General features: G+C 58.4%; 27 protein-coding genes. 15 read left to right on the top strand and 12 right to left on the bottom strand.

Annotated elements, in window-relative coordinates:
* The first annotated feature begins 254 nt into the window (after positions 1 to 254).
* Positions 255 to 1,637: an L-serine ammonia-lyase gene (locus tag B3M52_RS11880; RefSeq protein ID WP_075195881.1), complete on the top strand. Its 1,383-nt coding sequence runs from the start codon at positions 255 to 257 to the stop codon at positions 1,635 to 1,637.
* Between the two features lie 27 nt (positions 1,638 to 1,664).
* Here B3M52_RS11880 and B3M52_RS11875 read toward each other — a convergent pair whose 3' ends face one another.
* Both B3M52_RS11875 and B3M52_RS11870 read right to left on the bottom strand, forming a co-directional pair.
* Entirely contained in the window at positions 1,665 to 4,235 is a 2,571-nt protein-coding gene (locus B3M52_RS11875; RefSeq protein ID WP_075195880.1) for a GcvT family protein, read from the bottom strand.
* 131 nt (positions 4,236 to 4,366) lie between these two features.
* Complete coding sequence (locus B3M52_RS11870; protein WP_051946617.1) at positions 4,367 to 5,485, bottom strand: GGDEF domain-containing protein; 1,119 nt, start codon at positions 5,483 to 5,485, stop codon at positions 4,367 to 4,369.
* A gap of 176 nt (positions 5,486 to 5,661) precedes the next feature.
* On the opposite strand from B3M52_RS11870, the gene B3M52_RS11865 reads away from it, so the two are divergent.
* Together B3M52_RS11865 and B3M52_RS11860 are read left to right on the top strand one after the other, a co-directional pair.
* Positions 5,662 to 6,057: a DUF2784 domain-containing protein gene (locus B3M52_RS11865; RefSeq protein WP_036204458.1), complete on the top strand. Its 396-nt coding sequence runs from the start codon at positions 5,662 to 5,664 to the stop codon at positions 6,055 to 6,057.
* A gap of 34 nt (positions 6,058 to 6,091) precedes the next feature.
* Positions 6,092 to 7,129 carry a sodium:calcium antiporter gene (locus B3M52_RS11860; RefSeq protein ID WP_036204460.1) on the top strand — a complete coding sequence of 346 codons (1,038 nt, stop codon included), beginning with the start codon at positions 6,092 to 6,094 and terminating at the stop codon, positions 7,127 to 7,129.
* On the opposite strand, the gene B3M52_RS11855 is transcribed toward B3M52_RS11860, so the two are convergent.
* Positions 7,126 to 7,629 carry a C40 family peptidase gene (locus tag B3M52_RS11855; protein ID WP_036204461.1) on the bottom strand — a complete coding sequence of 168 codons (504 nt, stop codon included), beginning with the start codon at positions 7,627 to 7,629 and terminating at the stop codon, positions 7,126 to 7,128. The two genes, B3M52_RS11860 and B3M52_RS11855, sit on opposite strands and share 4 nt — an antisense overlap.
* Positions 7,630 to 7,788: 159 nt before the next feature.
* On the opposite strand from B3M52_RS11855, the gene B3M52_RS11850 reads away from it, so the two are divergent.
* From B3M52_RS11850 to B3M52_RS11820, 7 genes are all read left to right on the top strand, one after another.
* Positions 7,789 to 9,357: a bifunctional GNAT family N-acetyltransferase/carbon-nitrogen hydrolase family protein gene (locus tag B3M52_RS11850; protein ID WP_036204463.1), complete on the top strand. Its 1,569-nt coding sequence runs from the start codon at positions 7,789 to 7,791 to the stop codon at positions 9,355 to 9,357.
* Between the two features lie 19 nt (positions 9,358 to 9,376).
* Complete coding sequence (locus B3M52_RS11845) at positions 9,377 to 11,176, top strand: YdbH domain-containing protein (RefSeq protein WP_178380788.1); 1,800 nt, start codon at positions 9,377 to 9,379, stop codon at positions 11,174 to 11,176.
* A gap of 5 nt (positions 11,177 to 11,181) precedes the next feature.
* Positions 11,182 to 11,400, top strand: a complete 219-nt coding sequence (locus B3M52_RS11840) for a YnbE family lipoprotein (protein ID WP_075195878.1) — start codon at positions 11,182 to 11,184, stop codon at positions 11,398 to 11,400.
* 29 nt (positions 11,401 to 11,429) lie between these two features.
* The gene (locus B3M52_RS11835) at positions 11,430 to 11,774 is read left to right on the top strand and encodes a YdbL family protein (RefSeq protein WP_075196018.1); all 345 of its coding nucleotides are present in this window, start codon (positions 11,430 to 11,432) and stop codon (positions 11,772 to 11,774) included.
* Positions 11,775 to 12,449: a hypothetical protein gene (locus B3M52_RS11830; protein ID WP_075195877.1), complete on the top strand. Its 675-nt coding sequence runs from the start codon at positions 11,775 to 11,777 to the stop codon at positions 12,447 to 12,449. It begins immediately after the preceding gene.
* Positions 12,450 to 12,585: 136 nt separating this feature from the next.
* Positions 12,586 to 13,119, top strand: a complete 534-nt coding sequence (locus tag B3M52_RS11825) for a hypothetical protein (RefSeq protein WP_041335843.1) — start codon at positions 12,586 to 12,588, stop codon at positions 13,117 to 13,119.
* Positions 13,120 to 13,142: 23 nt separating this feature from the next.
* Complete coding sequence (locus B3M52_RS11820) at positions 13,143 to 13,538, top strand: hypothetical protein (protein WP_075195876.1); 396 nt, start codon at positions 13,143 to 13,145, stop codon at positions 13,536 to 13,538.
* On the opposite strand, the gene B3M52_RS11815 is transcribed toward B3M52_RS11820, so the two are convergent.
* From B3M52_RS11815 to B3M52_RS11805, 3 genes are all read right to left on the bottom strand, one after another.
* On the bottom strand, positions 13,535 to 14,395 hold the full coding sequence (locus B3M52_RS11815) for a PA4780 family RIO1-like protein kinase (RefSeq protein ID WP_075195875.1): 861 nt from the start codon (positions 14,393 to 14,395) through the stop codon (positions 13,535 to 13,537). The two genes, B3M52_RS11820 and B3M52_RS11815, sit on opposite strands and share 4 nt — an antisense overlap.
* Before the next feature lie 107 nt (positions 14,396 to 14,502).
* On the bottom strand, positions 14,503 to 14,871 hold the full coding sequence (locus tag B3M52_RS11810) for a ribbon-helix-helix domain-containing protein (RefSeq protein WP_036205757.1): 369 nt from the start codon (positions 14,869 to 14,871) through the stop codon (positions 14,503 to 14,505).
* 47 nt (positions 14,872 to 14,918) lie between these two features.
* Entirely contained in the window at positions 14,919 to 15,488 is a 570-nt protein-coding gene (locus B3M52_RS11805) for a DJ-1/PfpI family protein (RefSeq protein WP_041335849.1), read from the bottom strand.
* 140 nt (positions 15,489 to 15,628) lie between these two features.
* Between B3M52_RS11805 and B3M52_RS11800 the strand changes: the two genes are divergently transcribed.
* Both B3M52_RS11800 and arfB read left to right on the top strand, forming a co-directional pair.
* Positions 15,629 to 16,621, top strand: a complete 993-nt coding sequence (locus B3M52_RS11800) for a CobW family GTP-binding protein (protein WP_075195874.1) — start codon at positions 15,629 to 15,631, stop codon at positions 16,619 to 16,621.
* Positions 16,615 to 17,028, top strand: coding sequence for an alternative ribosome rescue aminoacyl-tRNA hydrolase ArfB (arfB, locus tag B3M52_RS11795; RefSeq protein WP_075195873.1), 414 nt, complete (start codon positions 16,615 to 16,617; stop codon positions 17,026 to 17,028). The genes B3M52_RS11800 and arfB overlap by 7 nt, the downstream gene beginning before the upstream one ends.
* A 13-nt stretch (positions 17,029 to 17,041) precedes the next feature.
* Here arfB and B3M52_RS11790 read toward each other — a convergent pair whose 3' ends face one another.
* Positions 17,042 to 18,058 carry a permease gene (locus B3M52_RS11790; RefSeq protein ID WP_075195872.1) on the bottom strand — a complete coding sequence of 339 codons (1,017 nt, stop codon included), beginning with the start codon at positions 18,056 to 18,058 and terminating at the stop codon, positions 17,042 to 17,044.
* A 102-nt stretch (positions 18,059 to 18,160) separates the two neighbouring features.
* Here B3M52_RS11790 and B3M52_RS11785 point away from each other — a divergent pair, with 102 nt between their 5' ends.
* The gene (locus B3M52_RS11785; protein ID WP_075195871.1) at positions 18,161 to 18,487 is read left to right on the top strand and encodes an ArsR/SmtB family transcription factor; all 327 of its coding nucleotides are present in this window, start codon (positions 18,161 to 18,163) and stop codon (positions 18,485 to 18,487) included.
* 6 nt (positions 18,488 to 18,493) lie between these two features.
* Here the strand turns inward: B3M52_RS11785 and soxR are convergent, their stop codons facing one another.
* From soxR to B3M52_RS11765, 4 genes are all read right to left on the bottom strand, one after another.
* Positions 18,494 to 18,967, bottom strand: a complete 474-nt coding sequence (soxR, locus tag B3M52_RS11780; protein ID WP_075195870.1) for a redox-sensitive transcriptional activator SoxR — start codon at positions 18,965 to 18,967, stop codon at positions 18,494 to 18,496.
* A 116-nt stretch (positions 18,968 to 19,083) separates the two neighbouring features.
* Entirely contained in the window at positions 19,084 to 19,437 is a 354-nt protein-coding gene (locus tag B3M52_RS11775) for a DUF1428 domain-containing protein (protein ID WP_036204482.1), read from the bottom strand.
* 16 nt (positions 19,438 to 19,453) lie between these two features.
* Entirely contained in the window at positions 19,454 to 19,813 is a 360-nt protein-coding gene (locus tag B3M52_RS11770; protein WP_007151921.1) for a YciI family protein, read from the bottom strand.
* 79 nt (positions 19,814 to 19,892) lie between these two features.
* Positions 19,893 to 21,119, bottom strand: a complete 1,227-nt coding sequence (locus B3M52_RS11765) for an RNA polymerase sigma factor (RefSeq protein ID WP_075195869.1) — start codon at positions 21,117 to 21,119, stop codon at positions 19,893 to 19,895.
* Between the two features lie 107 nt (positions 21,120 to 21,226).
* Here B3M52_RS11765 and B3M52_RS11760 point away from each other — a divergent pair, with 107 nt between their 5' ends.
* Both B3M52_RS11760 and B3M52_RS11755 read left to right on the top strand, forming a co-directional pair.
* On the top strand, positions 21,227 to 21,604 hold the full coding sequence (locus B3M52_RS11760; protein WP_075195868.1) for a thiol-disulfide oxidoreductase DCC family protein: 378 nt from the start codon (positions 21,227 to 21,229) through the stop codon (positions 21,602 to 21,604).
* 77 nt (positions 21,605 to 21,681) lie between these two features.
* A complete protein-coding gene (locus B3M52_RS11755) occupies positions 21,682 to 21,999 on the top strand; it encodes a DUF2007 domain-containing protein (protein ID WP_075195867.1) in 318 nt (105 codons plus the stop codon).
* 57 nt (positions 22,000 to 22,056) lie between these two features.
* Here B3M52_RS11755 and B3M52_RS11750 read toward each other — a convergent pair whose 3' ends face one another.
* Positions 22,057 to 22,881, bottom strand: coding sequence for a DUF6160 family protein (locus tag B3M52_RS11750; RefSeq protein ID WP_007151916.1), 825 nt, complete (start codon positions 22,879 to 22,881; stop codon positions 22,057 to 22,059).
* Between the last annotated feature and the right edge of the window lie 41 nt (positions 22,882 to 22,922).

Genomic DNA, 22,922 nt, shown 5'->3' with positions numbered 1-22,922 from the left:
AACACTAGTTGTTGCCTTTTGATAGTGCAATAAGTGATCAGTTCCAATGTGATCTCATTCTATGCTGGCGGCCCGGTAGCGAATGGTCCACAACCGACACGGAAGTTTGCGGAATGATCCAGAAGCGACGTTTATGCCACTATTCTGGTTGGTCAGAACTGTCGTAAACCATCGTTCGAATGTCGTCAGCAAGCAGGCGGCGGATCGTCGAAGGAGCTATCCTTGAAGCACACCCCAAGGTAGGAGGCTGAAAAGTGGCTGTCAGTCTGTTTGAGCTGTTCAAGGCAGGCATTGGCCCGTCCAGTTCCCATACCGTCGGGCCCATGGAGGCCGCGCGCCGGTTTGCAGGTGGCCTGGATGATGAATGTCTGCTGGCTTCCGTGCATCGACTGAAGGTATCCCTGTATGGCTCTTTAGGTGCTACCGGCAAGGGGCATGGTACTGGACCGGCTGTGATGATGGGGCTGGAAGGCGAGCAACCGGCCCGGATTGATCCGGAGCAAATGCCGGGGCGGCTTGAGCGTATTCGAAGCACAGGAACACTCAGCCTCGCTGGTCAACATCAGATTCGTTTCCGCGAGAGTACCGATATCGTGTATTACCGACGGAAATCCCTGCCAGAACACCCCAACGGCATGGTCTGTCAGGCATTTGACGAGCACGGGCAGTGCCTGTGTGAGCATACCTATTACTCGGTCGGCGGTGGTTTTGTGGTGGCGACGAACGCCGATGGCAGCCTGGAAATCCGCGCAGACGACACGCCCTTGCCTTATCCCTTCAACAGCGGGAAAACCCTGTTGGCCCTTTGCCAGGAACACGAGCTCACCATCGCCGACATAATGTTGGCCAATGAGCAGGCCTGGCGTACGGCCGATGACATTCGAACAGGCATTCTCGAGCTCTGGCGGGTGATGCGTGAGTGTGTGCAAAACGGTATCCGCCATGAAGGGGAGTTGCCCGGAGGCCTCAAGGTTCGGCGCAGGGCTGCGTCGCTGTATCGCTCGCTGATGGATAAAACGCGAGTGGACCTGATATCGCCGTCGTTGAGCGCGCTCGACTGGGTGAATCTCTATGCCCTCGCCGTCAATGAAGAGAACGCGGCCGGCGGTCGGATTGTGACTGCACCGACCAACGGCGCCGCCGGCATTATTCCTGCGGTGCTGCACTACTACTGGGAGTTCTGCCCCCAGGCGGATGAAGACGGCGTTGTCCGCTTTATGCTGACAGCGGCGGCAATTGGCGTTCTGTTCAAAGAAAACGCGTCCATTTCAGGGGCGGAAGTGGGTTGTCAGGGCGAAGTGGGATCGGCCTGTGCGATGGCTGCTGCCGGCCTGGCTGCAGCGACAGGCGGCTCACCAGAACAGGTTGAGAACGCGGCCGAGATTGGTATGGAGCACCATTTGGGGATGACCTGTGACCCCATTGGTGGGTTGGTGCAAATTCCCTGTATCGAGCGTAATGCCATGGCATCGGTGAAAGCCATCGACGCAGCCATTATGGCTTTGCGAGGAGACGGCAAGCATTTTGTGTCCCTCGACAAGGTGCTGCACACCATGCGGGAAACCGGTCGCGATATGCTGGACAAGTACAAGGAAACTTCAAGAGGCGGGCTGGCGGTCAACATCATCGAGTGCTGACCGCCAGTGTTGGCTGAACGACAGCGTTCAGGACTTGACCCGCTCGTTGTCCGGATCAAACAGCGCCCGGTAGCCGACGGCTTCGATACGGATGGGGTAGTGCTCCTGGAAGTATTCCAGGGTCAGTTCCCGGCCCTCCTGAGCATACTCCACGGGAATGTACCCCAGCAGGATGATCTTGCCCACTGACGGCCCCCACACCACGCTGGTGTTGTAGGAGCGGCGGCCGTGACTGTCCACCAGCACTTCTCCGGTTTGCGGGTCGAGGATCGGCCACTGGCCAACCGGGTAGCGCAATACCCCGTTGGCATCCCGATGTTCCGTCATGGTCATGGTGCACAGGTACGCGGCCTGCTGTGACCAGCTTCGTTGTTCCAGGTAGGCGGCCTTGCCATGGAAGTCTGCCTCCTTGACCTTGGGTCGCTTGAGTCCGGCTTCGTAAAGGTTGTACTCCGTTTCGAGGTCTACGTTCTGCAGCCGCAGGCTCTTCTCCAGACGGCGCGTGTTGGCGTAGGTTTCGATGCCAACCGGCGTAACGCCAGCGTCGTACAGCAGATCCCAGATTCGCAGGCCATAGCTGAACGGGAAGTAGAGCTCCCAGCCCTGTTCGCCCACATAGGATATCCGGAATGCCCACACCGGAACGCCCTGGACATTCAGTTCCCGGGCGGTGGCAAATGGGAAATTCTCTGCCGACAGCTCGTCAGGGTTGGTGACGAACTGTGCCAGCGTTTCCCGCGCCTTCGGCCCCCAAAGCCCCAGGGTGGCCAGCTCATCGGTGCGGTCCTGCAGGCGGATATTGTTCAGGCCTTTTTCCCGTGCGATGCGTTTGATCCAGCAATGGTCCCGATGGCCAGTGTCGCCGCCGCAGACCACCCGATAATCGTTGTCGCCCCGCCGGATGATGGTCAGGTCTGAGCGGATGCCGCCACGGGCATCCAGAAAGTGAGTATAAACACCCTTGCCATGAGGGATGGTACCGCCCACCTTGGCGACGGACAGATACTCCAGCAGAGTTTCGGCGTCGTCTCCGGAGATGTCGAAAATAGCGAAGTGGGACAGGTTGATCATGCCCACCGATTCGCTCATTTCCAGTTGCTCGGCGTTGGACACTTCCCAGAAATGCCGGGCGTCCCATTCATGTTCCCGTACCGGAATGCGGTCGCGGTATTTCGCCAGCAAAGTGGACTCGTTCGCGGCGTAGCCGTGAGCCCGCTCCCAGCCGGCGGCTTCCATGAAGTAGGCACCCAGCTCGACTTCCCGCAGATAGAAGGGGCTGGTTCGCATCTTACGACCGGTCATGTAGGGCTCGCGGGGATGCACCGCCGGGGTGTAGATTTTTTTGGCGGTTTCGTAGCATCGGTTGTAAACGTAGTCCGGGGTTTTCTGCAGCGGATAGTGGCGGGCGATGTCGATGCTGTGGGGGTCCATCTCCGGAGAGCCATGGGTCATCCAGTCCGCCAGGATTTTGCCTGCACCGGGGCCATCCTTGACCCAGACCGCTTCACAGAACCAGAGGTTGCGCACTTCCGGGGATTCCCCCATCAGTGATCCGCCGTCGGGTGTGACCGACAGCAGGCCGTTAAAGGAGTGCTTTTCCTCCCAGCCCAGTTCGCCAAGGATCGGCGTCATTTCGATGGCTTTTTCGTAGGCGTCCATAACCTGATCCAACGTCAGATCTCGCATGGATGGCGACATCCGCGCCTCGCCGGGCTCGGAGATGGCCGCGGGGTAGACCAGTCGGGGATCTTCCGCTTCGTAATAGCCCCACTCAATGCGGCCACCCTCGGTGGTGGTAGGGTCGCCAGTATCCCGCACGTAGGCGGAGTTGCCCTGGTCGCGGAACAAGGGGTAGACAATCTGCTTGCCGGTGCCGGCCAGTTCCTCGTAAGGGCCGAAGAACAGCAGCGGGTGTTCCAGTGGCATCAGCGGCAGGGGCGAGTTGGCGGTATTGGCCATCAGGGGCCCCCAGATGCCCATGGACAGCACCACGTACTCGGTTTCGATATAGCCCTTGTGGGTTTCCACGCCCCGTACCTGGCCGTCCTGTACGTCGATGCGGATGGCCGGAGTGTAGGCAAAGGCCTGCAATTTCCCGGTAGCGACCGCCTCTTCAACCAGATCGCCTGCAACGCTCTGGGAGCGGGGCACCACCAGCCCCGCGTCCGGGTCCCACATGGCGCCCTGGATACAGTCTTCGTTCAAAAGGGGAAACAGTTCTTTCGCCTGTTTCGGTGAAATCATACTGACGTTGGTGCCGAATGCCTTGCCGGAACCGACCTTGCGGCGGAGTTCGTCCATGCGCTCGTCGTCATCAGCGCGAGCCACTTCCATGCCGCCGCATTTCACATAGTTGCCGCGCTTTTCATAGAACGCCTGGCTGTACTTGGTGGTATAGATATTCAGCTTGTCGTGGGAGGTGGTGAAGCAGAAGTCCGAGGCATGGGAGGTAGAGCCGATGTCCGAGGGAATGGCGGATTTTTCCAGCCCGACGATGTCGTCCCAGCCCTGTTCGATCAGGTGGTGGGCGACCGATGAGCCAACGATACCGCCCTGGCCAATGATGACGACTTTTGCACGTTTCGGTAGTTGTGCCATCTCGATCCCCCTTTACCCACAATGTCAGCCGCGTGCGCGGCCTTGATTCAATGTGGCCCGGATTGGTCATGGGTGGTAAATCCAATACGACACCAAGTCGTCCAAAAACGGCAGGGATGCTCGCGTAGCGTTCAGGCCAGTTCGCAGGCCTCCGTAATCACCCGGTTTCGGCCAGCGGCCTTGGCGCGGTATAGCATGGCGTCGGCCCGGCTGATGGCATCCTCTATGCCCTGTCCAGGCAGGTACTCGGCAATACCGACGGTGGCAGTCACGGAGACACCCGCGATGGGTGCCCTTTCAATGGCGCGGCGGCAGCGTTGTGCGGCGTGGCGGGCGCTTCGAAGGTCCACGCCCGGTGTGGCGACGAGGAATTCGTCTCCGCCCCAGCGTGCGGCGAGGTCCACTTCACGAACGGTTTTGGAAAGGATAGCGGCAAATTCGCGAATCACCGCATCACCAACTTCGTGGCCGTAGTCATCGTTGATGCTCTTGAATTCGTCAATATCAATCAGAATGATGGTCAGAGGGCGCTGGTATCGGTCTGCCTGGGCGGCTTCGGCAGACAGGAAACGGTCAGCACCCCGGCGGTTTGCCAGGCCGCATAGCGGATCTGTGTTCGCCCAATGGTGCAGGGTTTCAGCTCGCGCAAAGGCACTCCAGGAGCGTTCACGCAGCAGCGTTCCGGCGCTGGTAAGCACCAACAGAACGGTGAGGAACAGATGGATGCGCAGCAGGTATACCCAGTTTTGACAGTGATCGCCTGCTGCCAGGAAGCATTGAGAGACTTCCTGAGTGGTCAGCGCGCCCGAAAACAGCAAGGTTGCGACACCTGTCACCATGCCGCCCCGAAAACCAAGCGCAATAAAACCGCCAACGATCATGATACCCACTGCCCAGTAGTGCCCGCCCGTGAGCAAAAGAAGGTGTTCGCCGAGCGGGTCGCCAACCGCAAAATGCCATGCGAGGCGGCTGAGTATCATCGTACCGACCACGGCAACGAGGGTGATTTCCATGGTTCTGAGCTGCAAGGATCGGCGCCAGAATGCGAAGCCAAGAATGGTGAGAATGACAGAAAAAACAGGGTAGGCGATGGTAATGAACGGGTCGCCCTGTTCCCGGAAGGCCCAACTGAGCATCATGATAGCCACGGTCAGGGCCAGAACGCCAAGATAGGTGCGCCGCCGGTAGGTCTCAAGGCGGTTAAGTTCTATTTTGACGGCTTGGAGATGATTTCCGGGTGCTGGGTCCATAGCGTTTGTAATTCCGTTTATCGCGGGCGCGCTTGGGGCGCCGACATAACCACAGAAGATTGTAGGTATTTGCTACAGATATTATCGTGCATTCCGTGCGCGAGTCCACGTTTGCCAACCGATGTTGTCTGGCGGGATCATGGGGACCTGGCAATTTGATAGAGTAGACAGTCGACATGGGCAACGTTTATCAGATTCTCGCCGATACCGTCCTGACCATTCATCTGCTGGTGGTGGCCTTCGTTCTGTTCGGGTTGGTTCTGGTGCTGGCGGGCAACGGCCTGGGTTGGCGCTGGGTGAACAACTTGTGGTTCCGGCTGGCTCACCTGGGTGCGATTGCCATCGTGGTTGCAGAGGCCTGGCTTGGCATTGTCTGCCCGTTGACCACACTGGAAATATGGCTGCGGTCAAAGGCCGGTATTGATGGCTATACCGGCAGCTTTATCGAGCATTGGCTGCAGCAGATTCTCTATTACGATGCGCCTGCCTGGGTATTCATTGCCGCCTATACGGTATTCGGGCTTGTGGTCGTCGCTACCTGGTGGTGGTTTCCGCCTCGCTCGCGCAGATAGGTGCCATTCTCTCTTTTCCAAGGAGATTTTTAACGTGGAGCTGTCGTCTCCCGGAAGCTGGACCCTTCTTCAGGGTAGTCTCGTGTTTTTCGTGTGTGCCGCCATTATCGCGCTGGCCGGCACGCGTATCACACGGGTTGTGGACCAACTCGCTGACCGCACTGGAATAGGAGAGGCCGCTGCGGGCGCGGTGCTTCTGGGGGCGTCGACATCCCTGGGTGGGTCGGTGCTGTCGGTGACTGCAGCGTGGCACGGCAACGCGGAACTGGCCGTGAGCAACGCTTTGGGTGGCATTGCTGTCCAGACGTTTTTCCTTGCGGTGGCGGATATGGTTTATCGTCGCGCCAATCTTGAGCATGCGGCTGCGTCTGTGCCGAACATGATGCAGAACGGCTTGCTGATTTGCCTTCTGGCGTTGATCCTGTTCGCGCCCCACCTGCCGGACGTGACGTTCTTCGGCGTTCATCCGGTCACGCCGGTTCTTCTGGGCGCCTACATCTACGGAATATACCTGGTGCGGGACGCATCGGAATCGCCCATGTGGCGGCCTTCAATAACCAGGGACACGCGGCAAGACGAGCCTGACGACGTTACAGCCATGCCGCCGCTGCTGCGGCTTTGGATAGAGTTCCTGGCGCTGATGCTGGTGCTCGGAATTGCAGGCTGGATGCTGGAGCCGGCGGCAACGGTGATTGCAGACAGGGCTAACCTGAGCCAGACCATTGTTGGCGTGATGTTGACGGCGATCAGTACGTCAATCCCCGAGTTGGTGACGTCCATAGCCGCAGTTCGCCGAGGCGCTCTGACCTTGGCTGTAAGCGGTATTATTGGCGGCAACGCGTTCGACACGCTGTTTACTGCAGCCTCCGACATCGCCTACCGGGACGGGTCGATCTACCATGCCATGCCGGAGGATTCGGTATTCTGGGCGGCGCTCACCCTATTGATGTCCGGCGTGCTGATGATGGGATTAATCCGCCGTGAGCGCCACGGTATCGGTCAGATCGGTACAGAAAGCGTGGTTATCATGGTTCTCTATCTGCTGGGCGTGGTGTTGCTATTGGCGGGCTAGTCAAACCGTCTAGCCTGGCTGAAACGATCCCGCCAGTAGTATCCGTTGAGGGACGAGCGGGTAACGCCGATGGAGGTCGAGGAATGAATGAAGCTGTCACCACCCATGTAGATGCCAGCATGCTGGTCCTTGCCTTTGATACGGAAAAACACCAGGTCGCCAGCACGCAGCTGGTCACGCCCGACCACGTCACCGGATGCCAGCATCTGTGAGGTTGTACGGGGTAACTGACGGCCGAGGGCTTCATCGAAGGCAGTGGCGATGAAGCCAGAGCAATCGAAGCCATTGGCTGAGGTGCCACCGTAGCGATAAGGCGTGCCTTCGTAACGCTCGAATACCTGCCATAACCGATCTGCTGTCGCCGCATCCTCGGGTGTGGCGTTGTGAGGGGGCTGCCAGGTGGTGCCATTCGTTGGAGGCAGGTTCTGGTTACTGGCGCAGCCTGCGAGGCCGACGGCCATCAGGATTGCGAGCATCGGAAGCACTGGGCGCCGATTCATGGGAAAGCCTCTAATCGTTTTACATGGGCCTACTCTAAAAGGCCTGGCGCCGGTTTGTCAGGTTAAAGTTTGCTTCGATTTGTTTTCTGCAGAGGCCACTTGACGGCTCGAGGACATTTCGCGAACTATGCCTTTAGGCTTCCAGCTTCCGAGGTTTCCATGAGTCCTCCCTTTTCAGACAAGACACAGCGCCTGTACGTAAGAAACGCCACCCTTGGCGATATACCGGGAATCATCGCCCTGAGCCGCCGGGTGTACGCGGGCACAGGGATGTATGGCTACACCGCTGGCCCCCTGACAGGGCAGATCAACACCTTTCCTGAGGGCCAGTTTGTCGCCATGCTGGGTGACCGCGTGGTGGGGTATTGCGCCACGTTTCGTATTGGTGAAGACGTTGCATTGGCGCCCCATGACTGGACAGAAATTACCGGTAATGGTTATGCCTCGCGCCACGACCCGGAAGGGGAGTGGCTGTACGGCATGGAGGTGTGTGTAGACCCCGACTGCCGTGGCTACCGCATTGGTGAGCGCCTGTACAACGAACGTAAAACGCTCTGCCAGGCGCTGGAGCTGCAGGGCGTTGTGTTCGCGGGCAGGTTACCGACACTGGCCAAACGCCTGAAGAAGTTTGAATCGGTGGAAGAGTACGTGGAGGCGGTGAAATCGAAAAAGCAGCGGGACCCGGTGCTGTCGTTCCAGTTACACAACGGCTTTGAAATCCACGGCATTATTCCGCACTACCTGGATGCTGACCACGCTTCCCTGGGTTACGGTATCCACCTGACCTGGCGGAATCCCAAGGTGGCCCGCAACGGCGACAACGGCAAGCGCAAGCGATACGGCCGGCGAATGCCCGACACCGTTCGGATCGGCACGGTCCAGTACCAGCAGCGCCGGGTGGCATCGTTTGAAGAATTCAGCGACATCGTCCGGTACTTTGTGGATGTGGTGTCCACCTACAAAGGTGATTTCGTGGTGTTCCCGGAGTTGTTCACGCTGCAATTGCTGTCCATTGAAAGCCGTGAAGGGACCCCGGCGGAAGCCATCGAAGCGGTGACGGAATACGCCGAACCTTTCCGCAACCTGATGCGCGATCTGGCCCTGAGGCACAACATCAACATTATCGGTGGCTCCACGCCGGTCAAGGAAGAGGACGGCCGGGTTCGCAATGTTGCCTATGTCTTCCTGAGAGACGGACAGGTGTTCTCTCAGCCCAAGATTCACCCCACGCCGAACGAAGCCTATTGGTGGAATATCACCGGTGGCAGCCGTGTCACTGCCATTGAAACCGATTGCGGCCCCATTGGTGTCCTGGTTTGCTACGACGCGGAGTTTCCCGAGCTGACGCGTCATCTGGTGGACCAGGGCATCCAGATTCTGTTCGTGCCTTTCTGTACCGATGAGCGCCAGAGTTATCTGAGGGTACGGTACTGTTGTCAGGCCCGTGCGGTGGAGAACCAGCTGTTCGTGGTCATGTCTGGCAATGTCGGCAACCTGCCCAAAGTGCCCAACATGGAGTTGCAGTACGGCCAGAGTTGCATCCTGACACCCTGTGATTTTCCGTTCGCCCGTGATGGCATCGCCGCGGATACCACGCCGAACGTGGAGACCGTCGCCTTTGCCGATCTACGGCCGGAAACACTGCTTACCGCCCGCAACAGCGGCACCGTGAAGAACCTCAAGGATCGCCGCCACGACCTGTACACGGTGAACTGGCGCGGACACTAACCCATTGATGGCTGCTTTCATGACATTACGCCGATGCCTGCTACTGCTTCTGAGCCTGATTGTCATGTTGTCGATGGCGGGTGGCCTGTACACCCTTGTGGCGTGGGAAACCTGGCGGAAGGCAAACGGCATCAGCAACCTTGAATGGCGATGGGGTGACGTCTCGCTGGCGGGCCTGCGACTGCACCGATTGTCTGCGACCCAGAGCCGGGAAGGGCAGCGCTATCACCTGGTGGGGAAGCAACTGTCGCTGGCCTGGCGCTGGCACTGGTATGGCCCCATGCCCGAGGCTATTGTGATCGAACAACTGGCACTGACTCTGCCGCAAGGTGTCCATGCCGAGGGCGATCTGACAATCTCAAGGCCCCTGGAACCCGGTGAACGGCTACTCACCACCAACGCCATGAAGATCGAAGGGCGTCTGGCTGAACGGGGCCTTGCTGGCTGGACCATAGGTGAGGGCCGGATAAACCTGACGGTCAGCGGTACAGCCAGCGAGCGGTCTGCAACACTGACCCTCGGTGAACAAAGCCGCGTCGAGTTCGACGATATTGCCGCGCCCGGCAAGGATTCCCGGTTGGATGACCTGGGGGTCAACCTGGCCGGTGTGACTCTGGTCGGGGAGTATCAGCTTGCTCCCATGGCATTGGAGCGTCTTGCGGTCGAGGGGCCGTTTGAGGCGACCGTCGCCACCATTCACCACCCCCAGTTGCTTCCCCAGCCCTGGCGATTCGATGGGCAGCTGGACGGCACCCTCGGCGAATTGAAGATCGACGGCAGGCTGTCGTCGGACGCTGGCGTCGATGCTGACATGGACATGAACTATCCGTTCGAAGGCGTACCGGCGCTTGAGGTGAGCATGAACGCTGCCGGAGCAAGTGGCGGTCGCGCGCTGGCGGATACGTTCACCGCGTGGCCAGCGGCGCTCGAGGTGAGTGACGGCCGCGTCGAGACGGCCCTGAGTGCGCGCTTCCCATCCCAGGGCTTCCGCGTTCAGGGAGATCTTGTTTTCGATAATCTTGATGGATTGTACGACCGGACGGCCTGGACCGGTCTCGACGGCAGGGTGAATCTGAACCTGGACAATGACCACGTAAATGTCCGGACCTCCGACCTGGTATTGGATGCCCTCAATCCGGGCATCGCCTTGCGCGATGTGCGGGTCGCCGGCCTCTATCGCTCACCCCGGGATCAGATCGCCAACGGTACCCTGGTTCTGGACCAGGCCTCTTCCGAGCTTCTGGGTGGCGAGGTTCGGGTCACACCCGGAGAATGGCAACTTGCCGACATGCCGCTGCGGATTTCCCTTGAACTCAGCGGCATTGAGCTGGCGAAACTGATGCAGGTATACCCCGCCGAGGGGTTGGCGGGCAGTGGTTTGCTTCAGGGCGCCATTCCGGTCCGGGTTGGTCCGGAGGGTGTGAGCATTGATGCCGGGCATGTCCAGGCGGTGGCCCCTGGCGGCACGCTGAAACTGCCAGCCGATCGATTGAAGGGGATGGCCCAGGGTAACCAGGCGATGGCACTGGTGGTCCAGGCCATGGAAAACTTTCACTACTCGGTTCTCAACAGCACGATAGACTACGCTCAGGATGGTACCCTTATGCTGGGATTGCGGTTGGAAGGCAGCAGCCCTGAAGTACGAGATGGTCATCCCATTGTCCTGAATATCAATCTGGAAGAGGACATTCCAGCGTTGCTGACCAGCCTGCAACTGAGTGGCCGGGTCAATGAAGCCGTGACAGAAAAAGTGCGCAACCTGATACGGGAGCGGGACGCGCAACGTCAATCCACCGGGGCGGGAAACAATCAGGAGTAAGGAATATGGTCGCATTTGGGCCGGGCGGTTTGTCCGGAAAAGGTGGTTACACGCTGGTGCTGCTGGCACTGACCCTGGGTATGGCAGCCTGCACGCCTACGGTCAGAATGGAGGCGCCCAAGGAGCCCATCACCGTGAACCTGAACGTCAAGATCCAGCATGAAATCTACGTGAAGGTGGATGAAGAGGTGGATGAACTCTTCGGCGAGAAGGGGTTGTTCTGATGGTCAATTCTGAATCCAGGGAGTCACTCATGAAACGGTTTTCCAAACTCGGTGCGTTTTTCCTCGTGCTTTGCCTGGCACTACCTGCCGCGGCCATGGGGCTGCAAGAGGCCAAAAACCAGCTGGATACCGCCAAACAGCAAGGGCTGGTAGGAGAAACCCCAACGGGTTATCTGGACGTGGTCAAGGCAAGCGGAAACGCCCAGGGAATTGTCGACACCATCAACCAGGCACGTCGGGATGAATACGCCCGCATTGCGGAGAAACACGATATTCCTGTCACCCAGGTGGAAACGGTGGCTGGCCAGAAAGCACTGGAAAGAACACCATCGGGGCAGTACATCCTGAAGGATGGCCAGTGGGTTAAAAAATAGATGGGCCGATTCCAGGAAATCGGTACAGCGACGATTCCCGGTAACGGGACCCGGTTGCGACTGCTGCAACGCAATGATGAGTTCTCTATCAAGATTGCCGGTACCACCGGTGAGCTGATGAACAGCCGCCTGCATGGCTCGGAGGACGCGCTGGCCACGCTCGCCTGCGAGCGTATCGGTGGCGTGGCTGGGCCCCGGGTATTGATTGGTGGGCTGGGCATGGGGTTCACGCTGGCTGCGGCGTTGTCGGCCCTTGCAGAGGATGCCAGGGTAACCGTGGCGGAGCTGGTGCCCGAGGTCGAGGACTGGAACCGGGGGCCGCTGGGCGCTGCCGCCGGGTATCCACTGAACGATGCTCGTGCCAGTGTTCATGTGGGCGATGTGGCGGAGTTGCTGAGAGAAGGCGATGGCAACTGGGATGCCATCCTGCTGGATGTGGACAACGGCCCGGAAGGGCTCACCCGCAAGGAGAATAACTGGATTTACTCCCCGGACGGTATTGCAGCTGCCCAGAAGTCCCTTAGCCCCGACGGCGTACTGGCCTATTGGTCCGCCGGCCCGGAGCATGCATTCACCGAAAGGCTGCGCCGCGCGGGCTTCTCCGTAGAGCCGGTTACGGTCAGGGCTTTGCGACCGGGCAAGGGCGCACGCCACGTGATCTGGCTGGCCTGGTAGAGCGGGCCCTCCGAGGGCCTTATTGCTGGATGGTCATTCGAAATACAGGTATGTGTGTTGTATGTTTGTGGATAGAGGGGCGATGCTCCACAGCAAACGCCCCATCCATTCGCTGAAAGACTCAGGAGGTATTGTCATGAAACCCTCAATGAGTTTGACCGGTGAGCACGAAAGCCACAAAGTGGCTGCTGTTTTCGAGACAGAGTCAGATGCCAATGGAACGGCAAAAGCATTGTGCAACGAGACCAGCCTGACCAATGATCAGGTATCCGTGCTGAGCCCCGCGGACCGGCGCCAGGGAAAAGAACTTGAACCTGAAGACCAGGGTATCTGGCAGACGCTTGTGCGTTCCCATGTGGGCCTGAGTGTCGGCGGTGCCGTGTCGGGTTTTGTCGTCTATGTGATACTGAATGCCCTTGGCATTGGCTTTATTTCGCAGAATACGGTGGTTTCAGCGTCTGCGCTCACCGCGCTTGGTTTGATGCTCGGGCTATTGCTCGCAGGGGGCATAACAATCCGCCCGGACCATACACCCTATCTGATGAAGGCACAGTCCGCATTGCGCAAGGGCCATTACGTATTGGCCATTCATGCAGAAAGCACACAACAGATTCAGGAAGCAAAGTCGCTTCTGCGCGCCCGGAATGTTAAAACAGTGCAGACCTTGTGATGTAACCGACCGGGATTCTGTGTATGGAAGATCTGAAGCGTTCGCGGGTAACCATTGTCGCCGTCAGCGCCGTTGTTCTGTTTTTTCTCACCAACTATCTGGCGCGCTTCCTGTTCGGGCTGACAGGAGTGGTGGTTTCCGTGGTGATTGCAGCATTGATTGCGGCCTACATCGGCTGGTCGGTGGCCCGGGTATTGAAACGGGCGCCGACCAGTGAAGAGCGCGGGCGCGTGCTGTGGGCCTATGGCGGCTTTCTCGGCGCACTGTTCGTGGCCTGGGGTGCCTATGTGGGCCTGTCTGCCGGGCTGGATTCCTCGGGAGTACTGTTCCTGCTTAGTCATTACCTGCCGTACCCGGCGCTGGCCCACCTGATGTTGTCAGACCGTATGGCAGCCCGGTTTGTGGGGAAGGCCGGTTAGTCGTCGCCGGCCTCGGCATCCCTCAGCCGTTCCAGACGTTCGCGCTCTTCCTCTTTCGCGGCATCAATAACCGCCATCAGCTCGTCCACATCCGCGCTTTCCGTGTCGTGCTCGAAACACCCGGTCAGCCGGCTGTCGGGGTGCAGGTCGCCGGACTCATAGAGCGCCCAGATTTCCTTGCCATAATCCGTGTTCAACAGTTCAGGGGCGAAGCGGCCAAAATAACGGCGCATGTTGTCCACGTCCCGTTCCAGCATTCTTTCCGCGCTGTTGTTGCCAGAAGCATTAACCGCCTGCGGCAGGTCGATGATGACCGGGCCAGTGGCATCGACCAGTACATTGAACTCTGACAGGTCGCCATGGATCAGGCCGGCGCTGAGCATGCGCACCACGTCAGCAATGACTTTGCTGTGAAAATCCCGGGCCTGCTCCGGCGTGAGTGTGACATCGTCCAGCCGTGGCGCTGCTTTGCCGTCTTCGTCGGCAATCATCTCCATCAGCAGCACGCCATCCACGAACCCAAACGGTTCCGGTACTCGCACGCCAGCGCCTGCCAAACGATAAAGGGCGTCCACCTCGGCGTTCAGCCAGGCGTCTTCCTGTTCCTTTTGCCCGTAGCGGGTTTTCTTGCCCATGGCGCGGGCGCGACGGCTGTTACGAACCTTACGGCCTTCCTGGTATTGAACGGCCTGTTTGAAGCTACGTTTCTGAGCCTCCTTGTACACCTTGGCGCAGCGAACACTGTCACCGCAGCGCACTACGAACACCTGGGCCTCCTTGCCGCTCATCAACTGGTAGAGCACTTCGTCCACCATGCCGTCATCGACAAGGGGCTGCAATCGTTTGGGTATCTTCATAGATCCTTTCGGTCGGCTGGTTGGGCCTGGCGGGTCATCGGATGTCGACCGGCGTGTATGGGGGCATCTTACCTGAAATTGGTAAAAGACCCCTCATATTCGCGGATTTAGTGCGTGGCTTCGCTGGGGGGCTTCTGGTCCATGTTCCTGGCGAGGATCTTGTCGGCATCCAGGGAGGCGATGGGTATCTGGGTGTCGCGGGGAATATCGCCGCTGAGTTGCAGGGCGACGTATCGCATGGCACAGACCCGCAGAAAGGAGGTGAAGTTGCCCAGGTCATGCCCGGCATCGATGGATTCGTGATAAAGTCTGGTGATCATCTGGGGCAGGTTCATGCCGTCCCGGGCGGCGATTTCTGTGAGTGCGTTCCAGAACGCGTTCTCCATGCGAATACTGGTGACCATGCCGTCGATGCGCAGGGAATGGGTGCGGCTGATCCAGAGTTCGGAATCCGCGTGGACGAAGAGTTTACACATGGTGTGGTCCTCGTGAATCCGGGGCTGCATTGGCAGCCCCGTTTCCGTCACTTGTCCAGCAGTTTGAAAAACTGTGCCAGCCACTGCGGATGCGCTGGCCATGCCGGTGCTGTCACCAGATTACCATCGGTGACCGCGGCGTCAACGTCGATGGCGGCGAAGCGGCCTCCCGCCAGCTCCACTTCCGGTTGGCACGCCGGGTAGGCAGAGCATTCGCGGCCTTCGAGCACACCGGCCGCGGCCAGCAGTTGTGCGCCGTGACAAATGGCAGCCACCGGTTTTTCGGTTTCAAAGAAGTGGCGGACCAGTTTCTTGACGTCATCGTTCAGGCGTAGGTATTCCGGGGCGCGACCACCGGGTACGACAAGCGCGTCATAATCCGCGGGGTTGAGTCCGGCGAAATCGGCGTTCAGGGCGAAACGATGGCCCGGCTTTTCGGTGTAGGTCTGGTCGCCTTCGAAGTCGTGGATGGCCGTGGCCACGGTGTCTCCTGACTTTTTGTCAGGGCAGACCGCATGCACCGTGTGGCCAACGGCCTGAAGTGCCTGAAAGGGCACCATGGTTTCGTAGTCCTCGGTGAAATCACCTGTGATCATCAGTATTTTTTTACCGTTCATACCCGTCTCCTTGTGCTTGTTGGTGGTAGCCTGAATACAGTATCAGCGGGCGAATCGCAGCGGGTATTAGGGGAATACTACAGTGTTATGTTATAACACTATGTTCTGCCGACCTTTTCAATGAACGACACGGGCGATCTATGACTTCACCAATACCCACCAATCTGGTGCTCGGCTTTCTGGGCGTGGGAAAGACCACCGCCATACTGGACCTGCTGAAAAAAAAGCCGGAAGGGGAGGTGTGGGCGGTTCTGGTGAATGAGTTTGGCGAAGTGGGCATTGATGGCGCCTTGCTGGAAACCGAAGGTGCTTTCGTGCGGGAAGTGCCAGGAGGCTGCATGTGTTGCGTGGCCGGGTTACCGATGCAAATCGGACTCAACCAGTTGATTCATAAAGCCCGCCCAGACCGGTTGCTGATTGAACCCACGGGCCTTGGGCATCCCTCCCAGATTATTGAAACCCTGACGGGAGGGCATTATCAGGATGTGCTTCAACTGGGCCCCGTGCTTTGCCTGGTCGACCCGAGAAGGCTTGAGGAGCAAAAGGTTCTGGAAAACGTACAGTTTCAGGATCAGGTTGCGGCAGCTGATATTGTGATCGCCAATAAAACTGACCTTTGCACACCGGAGCAGGTTGACCGGTTTGATCATTGGGTGGCCGAGCTGCAGCCGGAAAAGACGGCTGTTTTCCACACCCGGCAAGGCCGGTTGGAATCCGCCTGGCTCGACGGGGAGACCGCGCTCTCCGAGGTCAGTACGCCCCACGCGCATCATCACCATGCCTCTTCGGAAGCCTCGCCGGTTCCCGATATCCAGGACGAACCGTGGCAGCGGGTCAGCAACCGTGGGCAGGGGCATTTCAGCGTGGGCTGGCGTGTCCATCCAGACACGGTCTTTTCAGAAACCGCTCTGCTGGCATTATCGCTCGATAGCCGTTTTGTCCGGTTCAAGGCTGTGGCTCAAACCAGTGATGGCTGGCGGACGATCAATATGGCGGACGGCGCGCTGTCGGTATCTGAGTGCGAACCACGAGAACTGTCCCGTCTCGAAGTTATTAGCGAGCAAAGCCTGGACGTTGACGAGCTGGATGCCAGCCTGCGTGAATCTATCGAGAAAACGGGCCTGTCATGCTGAAAATTTCCAATGCGGTGGAACTGGGGGACTGGGAGATCGAGCTTACCCAGATCCGGGCCCAGGGCGCCGGTGGCCAAAACGTCAACAAGGTAGCCTCCGCCGTTCACCTGCGCTTCGACGTCCTCAACTCCAGTTTGCCACCGTTCTATAAAGAACGGTTGATGCGACTGTCCGATCAGCGCATTAGCAAGGAAGGTGTGATTGTCATCAAGGCGCAGAAATTTCGCACCCTGGAGCTGAACAAGGAAGACGCCCTTGAACGCCTGAAAGCCTTGATTCAGGACGCGGTAAAGCAGCAGAAAGCCCGCCGACCCACGCGCCCCACCAAGGGATCACAGCGACGGCGCGTGGACAAAAAGACCCGCAAGGGGAAAACCAAGGCCTTGCGGGGGAAGGTCCCGTTGTAAGTATCGGGCGTGTTCAGTACAGCAAAAAGGTTGCATAGCCGGCACTGATTGCCATGCCTATTACCACCGCCAGGAAGACAGCCACGAGCGGCCAGCGGAACAGAGACTTCAACAGGATCAGTTCTGTCAGGCTGGCGCCTGCACTGCCAATGATCAAAGCCATCACCGCGCCAGCGCTGACACCTTTACCCAATAGGGCCGCTGCCAATGGGATGACCGCCTCGGCACGGATGTAGAGGGGCGCGCCAATAACCGCTGCAATCGGTATGGCAAAGGGGTTGTCGTCGCCTGCATACGCAGCGAGCAGGTCTGCTGGAACAAAACCGTAGATAACACTTCCGACCGTGATACCCACTATCAGGTATGGCAGCACCTTTCTGAAATCCGACCAGGTTTCGTTCCATAAACCGTTGAATTTCCCGGCACGGATATCCCCGAGAAGTGATTCGTAGTAGGACACGACGGGAATAGCGTACCCCTGGCTGCTGTATGTAATGGAACTGCTTGCCCCGGAGCTGCCGCCGGAGCAGAAGGGTTCCGTATTCGTGGACCCGGCGTTGCCGGATGCCGCTGAGCAGCCACCCTTAACGGTATCGACGTTGAGCAGATACCGCTCGAATCCCAGGCGTTGCAGTACCCATCCGGCAATAACGGAGACCAGCAGGCCGAAGGTAACGAAAATACCGGTTAGCTTCAGGCCAAACGTGACGGCCAGCAGCACCACGACGACCGGATTCAATAAGGGAGACGCGAAGAGGAAAACCATCATCGGCCCAAACCCGGCACGGGCACGGATAAGCCCTTTCAGCAAGGGAATTGTGGAGCAGCTGCAGAAGGGGGTGATCGCTCCCAGTAGAGCGGCATACAAATAGCTTTTGCCGCGCCGGGCGCTGAGCGCGGCTGCGATCTTCTCTTGCGGCACATAACGTTGCAGCACGCCAACGAGATAGCTGATCAGTAGGAACAGGGCTGATAGTTCCAGGGCGAGAAAAGCGAACATCCCCAGGGTGTCTTGCATTTCCTGTGACATGGCAACCTCTATATTTCTAGATATATGGAAATATAAATCTAAATTGCGCTTGGCTTTGCTGTCAAGTAAATTTCTAGAATTATCGAATTAAGGATGATGGCTATGACAAATGAAGAAGCGGCTATGTGTCTCGCAGAGCTTGGAAATACTCACAGGCTGTCGATCTTCAGGTATCTGGTAAAAGCGGGCCACGACGGCGCGTCCGTCGGCGATGTGCAGCGCCAGCTTGGAATTCCCGGGTCAACTCTTTCTCACCATCTGTCGCGCATGGCCAACGCGGGTCTTATCAAGCAGGTGAAGCACAGCCGTGTTATTACCTGCTTGCCAAATTTCGAACTACTGGAAGCACTGACCGGGTTTCTCAAGGAGGAGTGCTGTGTGGGACATGAATCGGAAAAACCTGTAACAGAGAGCGGAAAGCAGCCTTGATAACGTCTATTTCTCGGGAGCGTCGCTATCGAGCAATCTCGCGCCAGGGCCTTCATCGCCAAGCTCGTCCCAGGGGTTGCGTAGCCGGCAGGCGTCAATGGACAGGCAGCCGCAGCCGATGCAGCTTGTGAGTTGATCCCGAAGTCCGACCAGTAACTCTATGCGGTGATTCAGATCGGACTTCCATTGCTCGGAGAGCCGCTGCCAGTCGTGGGATGTCACGGTGCGGTCGGTTGGCAGGGTTGCCAGGGTTTCGCCGATCTCCGACAACGGAATGCCAAGCCGTTGCGCTACTTTGATAACGGCGATTCGACGCAACACGCCCCGATGGAAACGTCGCTGGTTTCCGGCATTGCGCCAGCTGTCGATCAGTCCTTTCTTCTCATAGAAGTGTATGGCTGAGACTGCGACTCCACTGCGCTCAGCAATCTCGCCGACGCTCAGAGCGGTTTTAATTTCTCCGTTTTCTATGCTCACCATAGCCAACTCCAATCGCTGGATTTGTTGACCTCAAGTTTACTTCAGGTTTTAAGCTGCTGTCGAACCTGGCTTGGTGGTGTCGCCCATCGAGAACGCGTTGAAACGGCTGGGGTAGACTACTCGTCCACAACCGTTTCAAATCCGCCATAAATGAGGCGTTTCCCATCGAAGGGCATGGGATTTACATCCGCCTGGATACGGGGGTCTTCCATCACTTTTGGCATGCCCCTGTTCCGGGCCTCGCGTGAGGGCCAGAGTATCCAGGAAAACACCACCGTCTCATCGGGCTTGCACTTCACCGCCATGGGGAACGATGTGACCTCGCCGTCGGGCACATCGTCACCCCAGCATTCCACCAGTTTGAGGGCGCCGTGATCCTTGAACACCACGGCCGCATCGCTGGCGTGTTTGATGTATTGCTCTTTGTTGGCGGTGGGGACCGCTGCTACAAATCCGTCGACATACGTCATGTTGAATCTCCTGGTATCAGTCCTTGGGAGGAAGTTCGCGCGCGGGCCTGACTTCAATGCTGCCAAAGCGCGCAGGGGGGATACGGCTCGCGAGTTGCAGAGCCTCGTTCAGGTCGTTGGCATCCAGCAGGTAGAAACCCGCCAGTTGTTCCTTGGTTTCGGCAAACGGGCCGTCTGAGATCAGCACCTCGTCGTCCCTGACTCTCACCGTTGTAGCCGTGTCGATGGGCTGCAGAGGTTGGCCGGTTACAAACTTGCCCTGACTGGTGAGCTTCTCCACGCCGGCAATACACTCCTGGTTGAGGTCGTGCCACTCCTGTTCCGTCATGTTGTTGATGATGCTTTCCTGGTAGTACACCAGAGCCACGTACTTCATGTGAATCTCCCTTTTTGCGTGTGGTTATCTGTATGTCGTACGGAAGGTGGCTGAATCGACAGCCCGGGAAAATTTTTTATCACGCGCTGTCGAGAGCCGTCAGCCGTCGGCTCAGGTAGCGTTGTTCCGGCCCCTGTTGCGTGAGGGTCAATGCTCTCTGATAAGCAGTGCGGGCGCCTGCGAGGTCGCCCGAACGGCGAAAGAGATCGGCGCGTGCGGCGTGATAGAGGTAGTAACTCTGGATGGCTTTGTGGCCGGCCAACTGGTCGAGCAGCTTCAGGCCTTCCTCCGGTGTGTCTCGCATGGCCACCGCCACGGCGTGGTTCAGGGCAATGACCGGGGATGGCTGACGTTGATAGAGAGCCTGATATAGCCTGGCGATACGGGCCCAGTCGGTATCCGAAGCGGTGGCGGCCTTGGCGTGGGCGGCGGCGATGGAAGCCTGAAGGGTATAGGGTGCCGCTGGTGTCAGTTCCAGGGCTCGGGCGAGCCAGGCCAGTCCGGAGCGAATCTGCTCCTGGTCCCAGAGGGTACGGTTCTGGTCCTCCAGGGTTATCAGTTCGCCATTCGCGTCCTGGCGCGCATGCCGCCGTGAATCGTGCAGGAGCAACAGCGCCAACAGGCCGAAGACTTCCCCATCCGGCAACAGTTCGGCCAGTAGTTTGGCCAGGCGAATGGCCTCGCCAGCGAGGCTGATGTTGACGACGGTGTTGCCTTCGCTGGAGGAATAACCCTCGTTGAAGATCAGGTAGACGACCTTCAGGACGCTCTGCAGGCGCTGAGGGAGCTCCTTTCGTTCCGGAACTTCGTAGGGAATATTCGCTTCACGTATCTTGCGCTTGGCGCGGACAATTCGTTGCGCTGTGGTGGTGGGTTTCTGCAGCAGGGCGCTGGCGACCTGTTCGGTAGTAAGGCTGCATATCTCGCGCAACGTCAGCGCCAGTTGGGCCTCGATGGCAAGGCTCGGGTGGCAACAGGTGAAAATCAGCCGCAGCAGGTCGTCGTCAATGTGGTCGGTGTCCGGCTCTGAGGTGTAGGGCTCGTCCTCGGCGACGCGGGAAAGGTTGTCCCGGGCGGTCTGTCGCCGGCGAATGTGGTCAATGCCGCGTCGATGGCCGGTTTTGATCAGCCAAGCCGCAGGATTGTCAGGAATGCCCTGTTCAGGCCACTGTTTCACCGCAGCGGCGAAGGCCTCCTGCATGGACTCCTCGGCCAGGTCAAAGTCGCCAAGCAGGCGAATGAGCGTGGCCTGCACCCGGCGTGACTCGGTTTGGTAAAGCGCGTTGATACGGCTGGCTATGGTCATAGTCGCTACACCTGGTCCCTTGCGGCGATTTTCTGTTTGTTTTGATAACAGTAATCATTGTTTTATCGTGTAATCAAGTGAATGCGATGCAACAAATGGAGAGGGCTATGACCGCATCAGAAGATCGGCTTCGGGTATTTTATGATGGCGCCTGTCCAAGCTGTGTGAGGGATCGCAAATTTTATGAACGGCTGGCGGGCCGAACCGGTGACGCTGTCGAGTGGGTTGATATCACCGGTCGTGACGAAGAGTTGAAACAGCTGGGTATTGACCCGGTTGCAGCACTTCAGGAACTGCATGTTGAAGATGGCCGGGGCAACATTCATCGGGAACTGGATGCCTACATTTTGCTGATGTTGCGGGTGTGGTTGCTGAAGCCACTGGCATGGCTGATTGGCTTACCGGTGATTCGCCCGGCACTCGCAAAGCTTTATCACCGCTGGGTGGGTGAACGGCTGGAGAGGACCGGTCGACTGCCAAAATAACCCGCGAGAATCGACGAATGTCGTGAAGCAGGCTAGGGTTCAATTAAGACATTCCTGGAAGTGACCGGAGCCTGCCAATGCAAATAGCGTATCGCGCCCGAGATCTGGCCGAAGCCCATATCGTCGCCGGCCTCCTGCAGTCCAGAGGCATCGAGTGTCATGTTGGCGGTCATTACCTGCAAGGGGCCATGGGCGAGATAGGTGCCGCGGGATTTACCAATGTCCATGTTGAGGATGAAGATTACGTCCTGGCTCGTACCCTGGTCGCTGAATACGAATCGGCAAATGCCCCGGAGAGTGCGCCTGCCCATGGAGAGGATCGGGCCAACCGTTACGCCACCTGGTTTCTGCTGTTCCTGGCGGTCGTGATGGTGGTGCTCTTTGGCGCGTTGTAGCGACCGGTCGGAGATTGGGGGCTCCCCGGGCTTGCGCCCGGAGAGCGATGCCGGGTGTCAGTGCCCGTACACCCGCATAGAGGTGTTGCGGATAGCAAGATCATCCAATCCCACCGAACCAATGGAGGTGCCTCCCACCAGCACCTGGCCGATGGACATATCGGCTTCAAAGGTGTTGATGTCGATCGCCAGGCTGTCGGTACCCGCCGCATTGGCATCCTTGTAGATGTCCATATCCACCAGTGTGAACAGTGGCAGAAGTGAAGGGTTGTCCGGATCGTAACCTGCGCCGGTAATCCGCATGTCACGAATCCCCACGGCCATGAAGGGCACATCCAGTTCCAGCTCATCGATGGCGAACCGGGTGGTCAGGTTGAGGGTGTCCGTGTCGGTATCCACGGTTGCCTGGGCCTGGAGTATAAGACCCTCCGCAGAGAAGTTGTCCGCCAACAACGTGCTCTCGCCGCCGTTGCCCCGCAGCTCCCAGGCGCCGGTACGTACGGCGAAGTCCACGGGCCGTGCGGTGATGGGGAATACGTTGATAATGGCATCGCCATCGTCGGCGACATCCAGTTCAATTTTGATGTTGTCGATCAGATCCGTACTGCTGGTGCCGAAAATGGCATCGCGCCCGGAGGTGAATTCCTCGAACATGTCGATGCGATCCGCACCGCCAATGAAGATGTCGCTGATGCCCAGCGTGCCTTCATCGGTGTAGGTGAACTCGTCCATGGTGACCTGGGTTTCGAGTTCAATGGTAACGCCCGCCTGGCCGGTAATCTGGCCCATGTCGGCGTCGTGCAGTGGTTTGAGTTCGGCATACCCGCTCAGGGGCAGGCCCGCGATGGCTAACACTAACGCTGATTGCTTCAGGCTTTTCATTGTTATCATCCTTCCTGGTGTTGTTATGGTGGTTTGCCGGC

It is taken from the genome of Marinobacter sp. UBA2688 (assembly GCF_002352785.1).
Taxonomy (GTDB): Bacteria; Pseudomonadota; Gammaproteobacteria; order Pseudomonadales; family Oleiphilaceae; genus Marinobacter; species Marinobacter salarius.
This window is presented reverse-complemented; position numbering and strand designations above follow the sequence as displayed.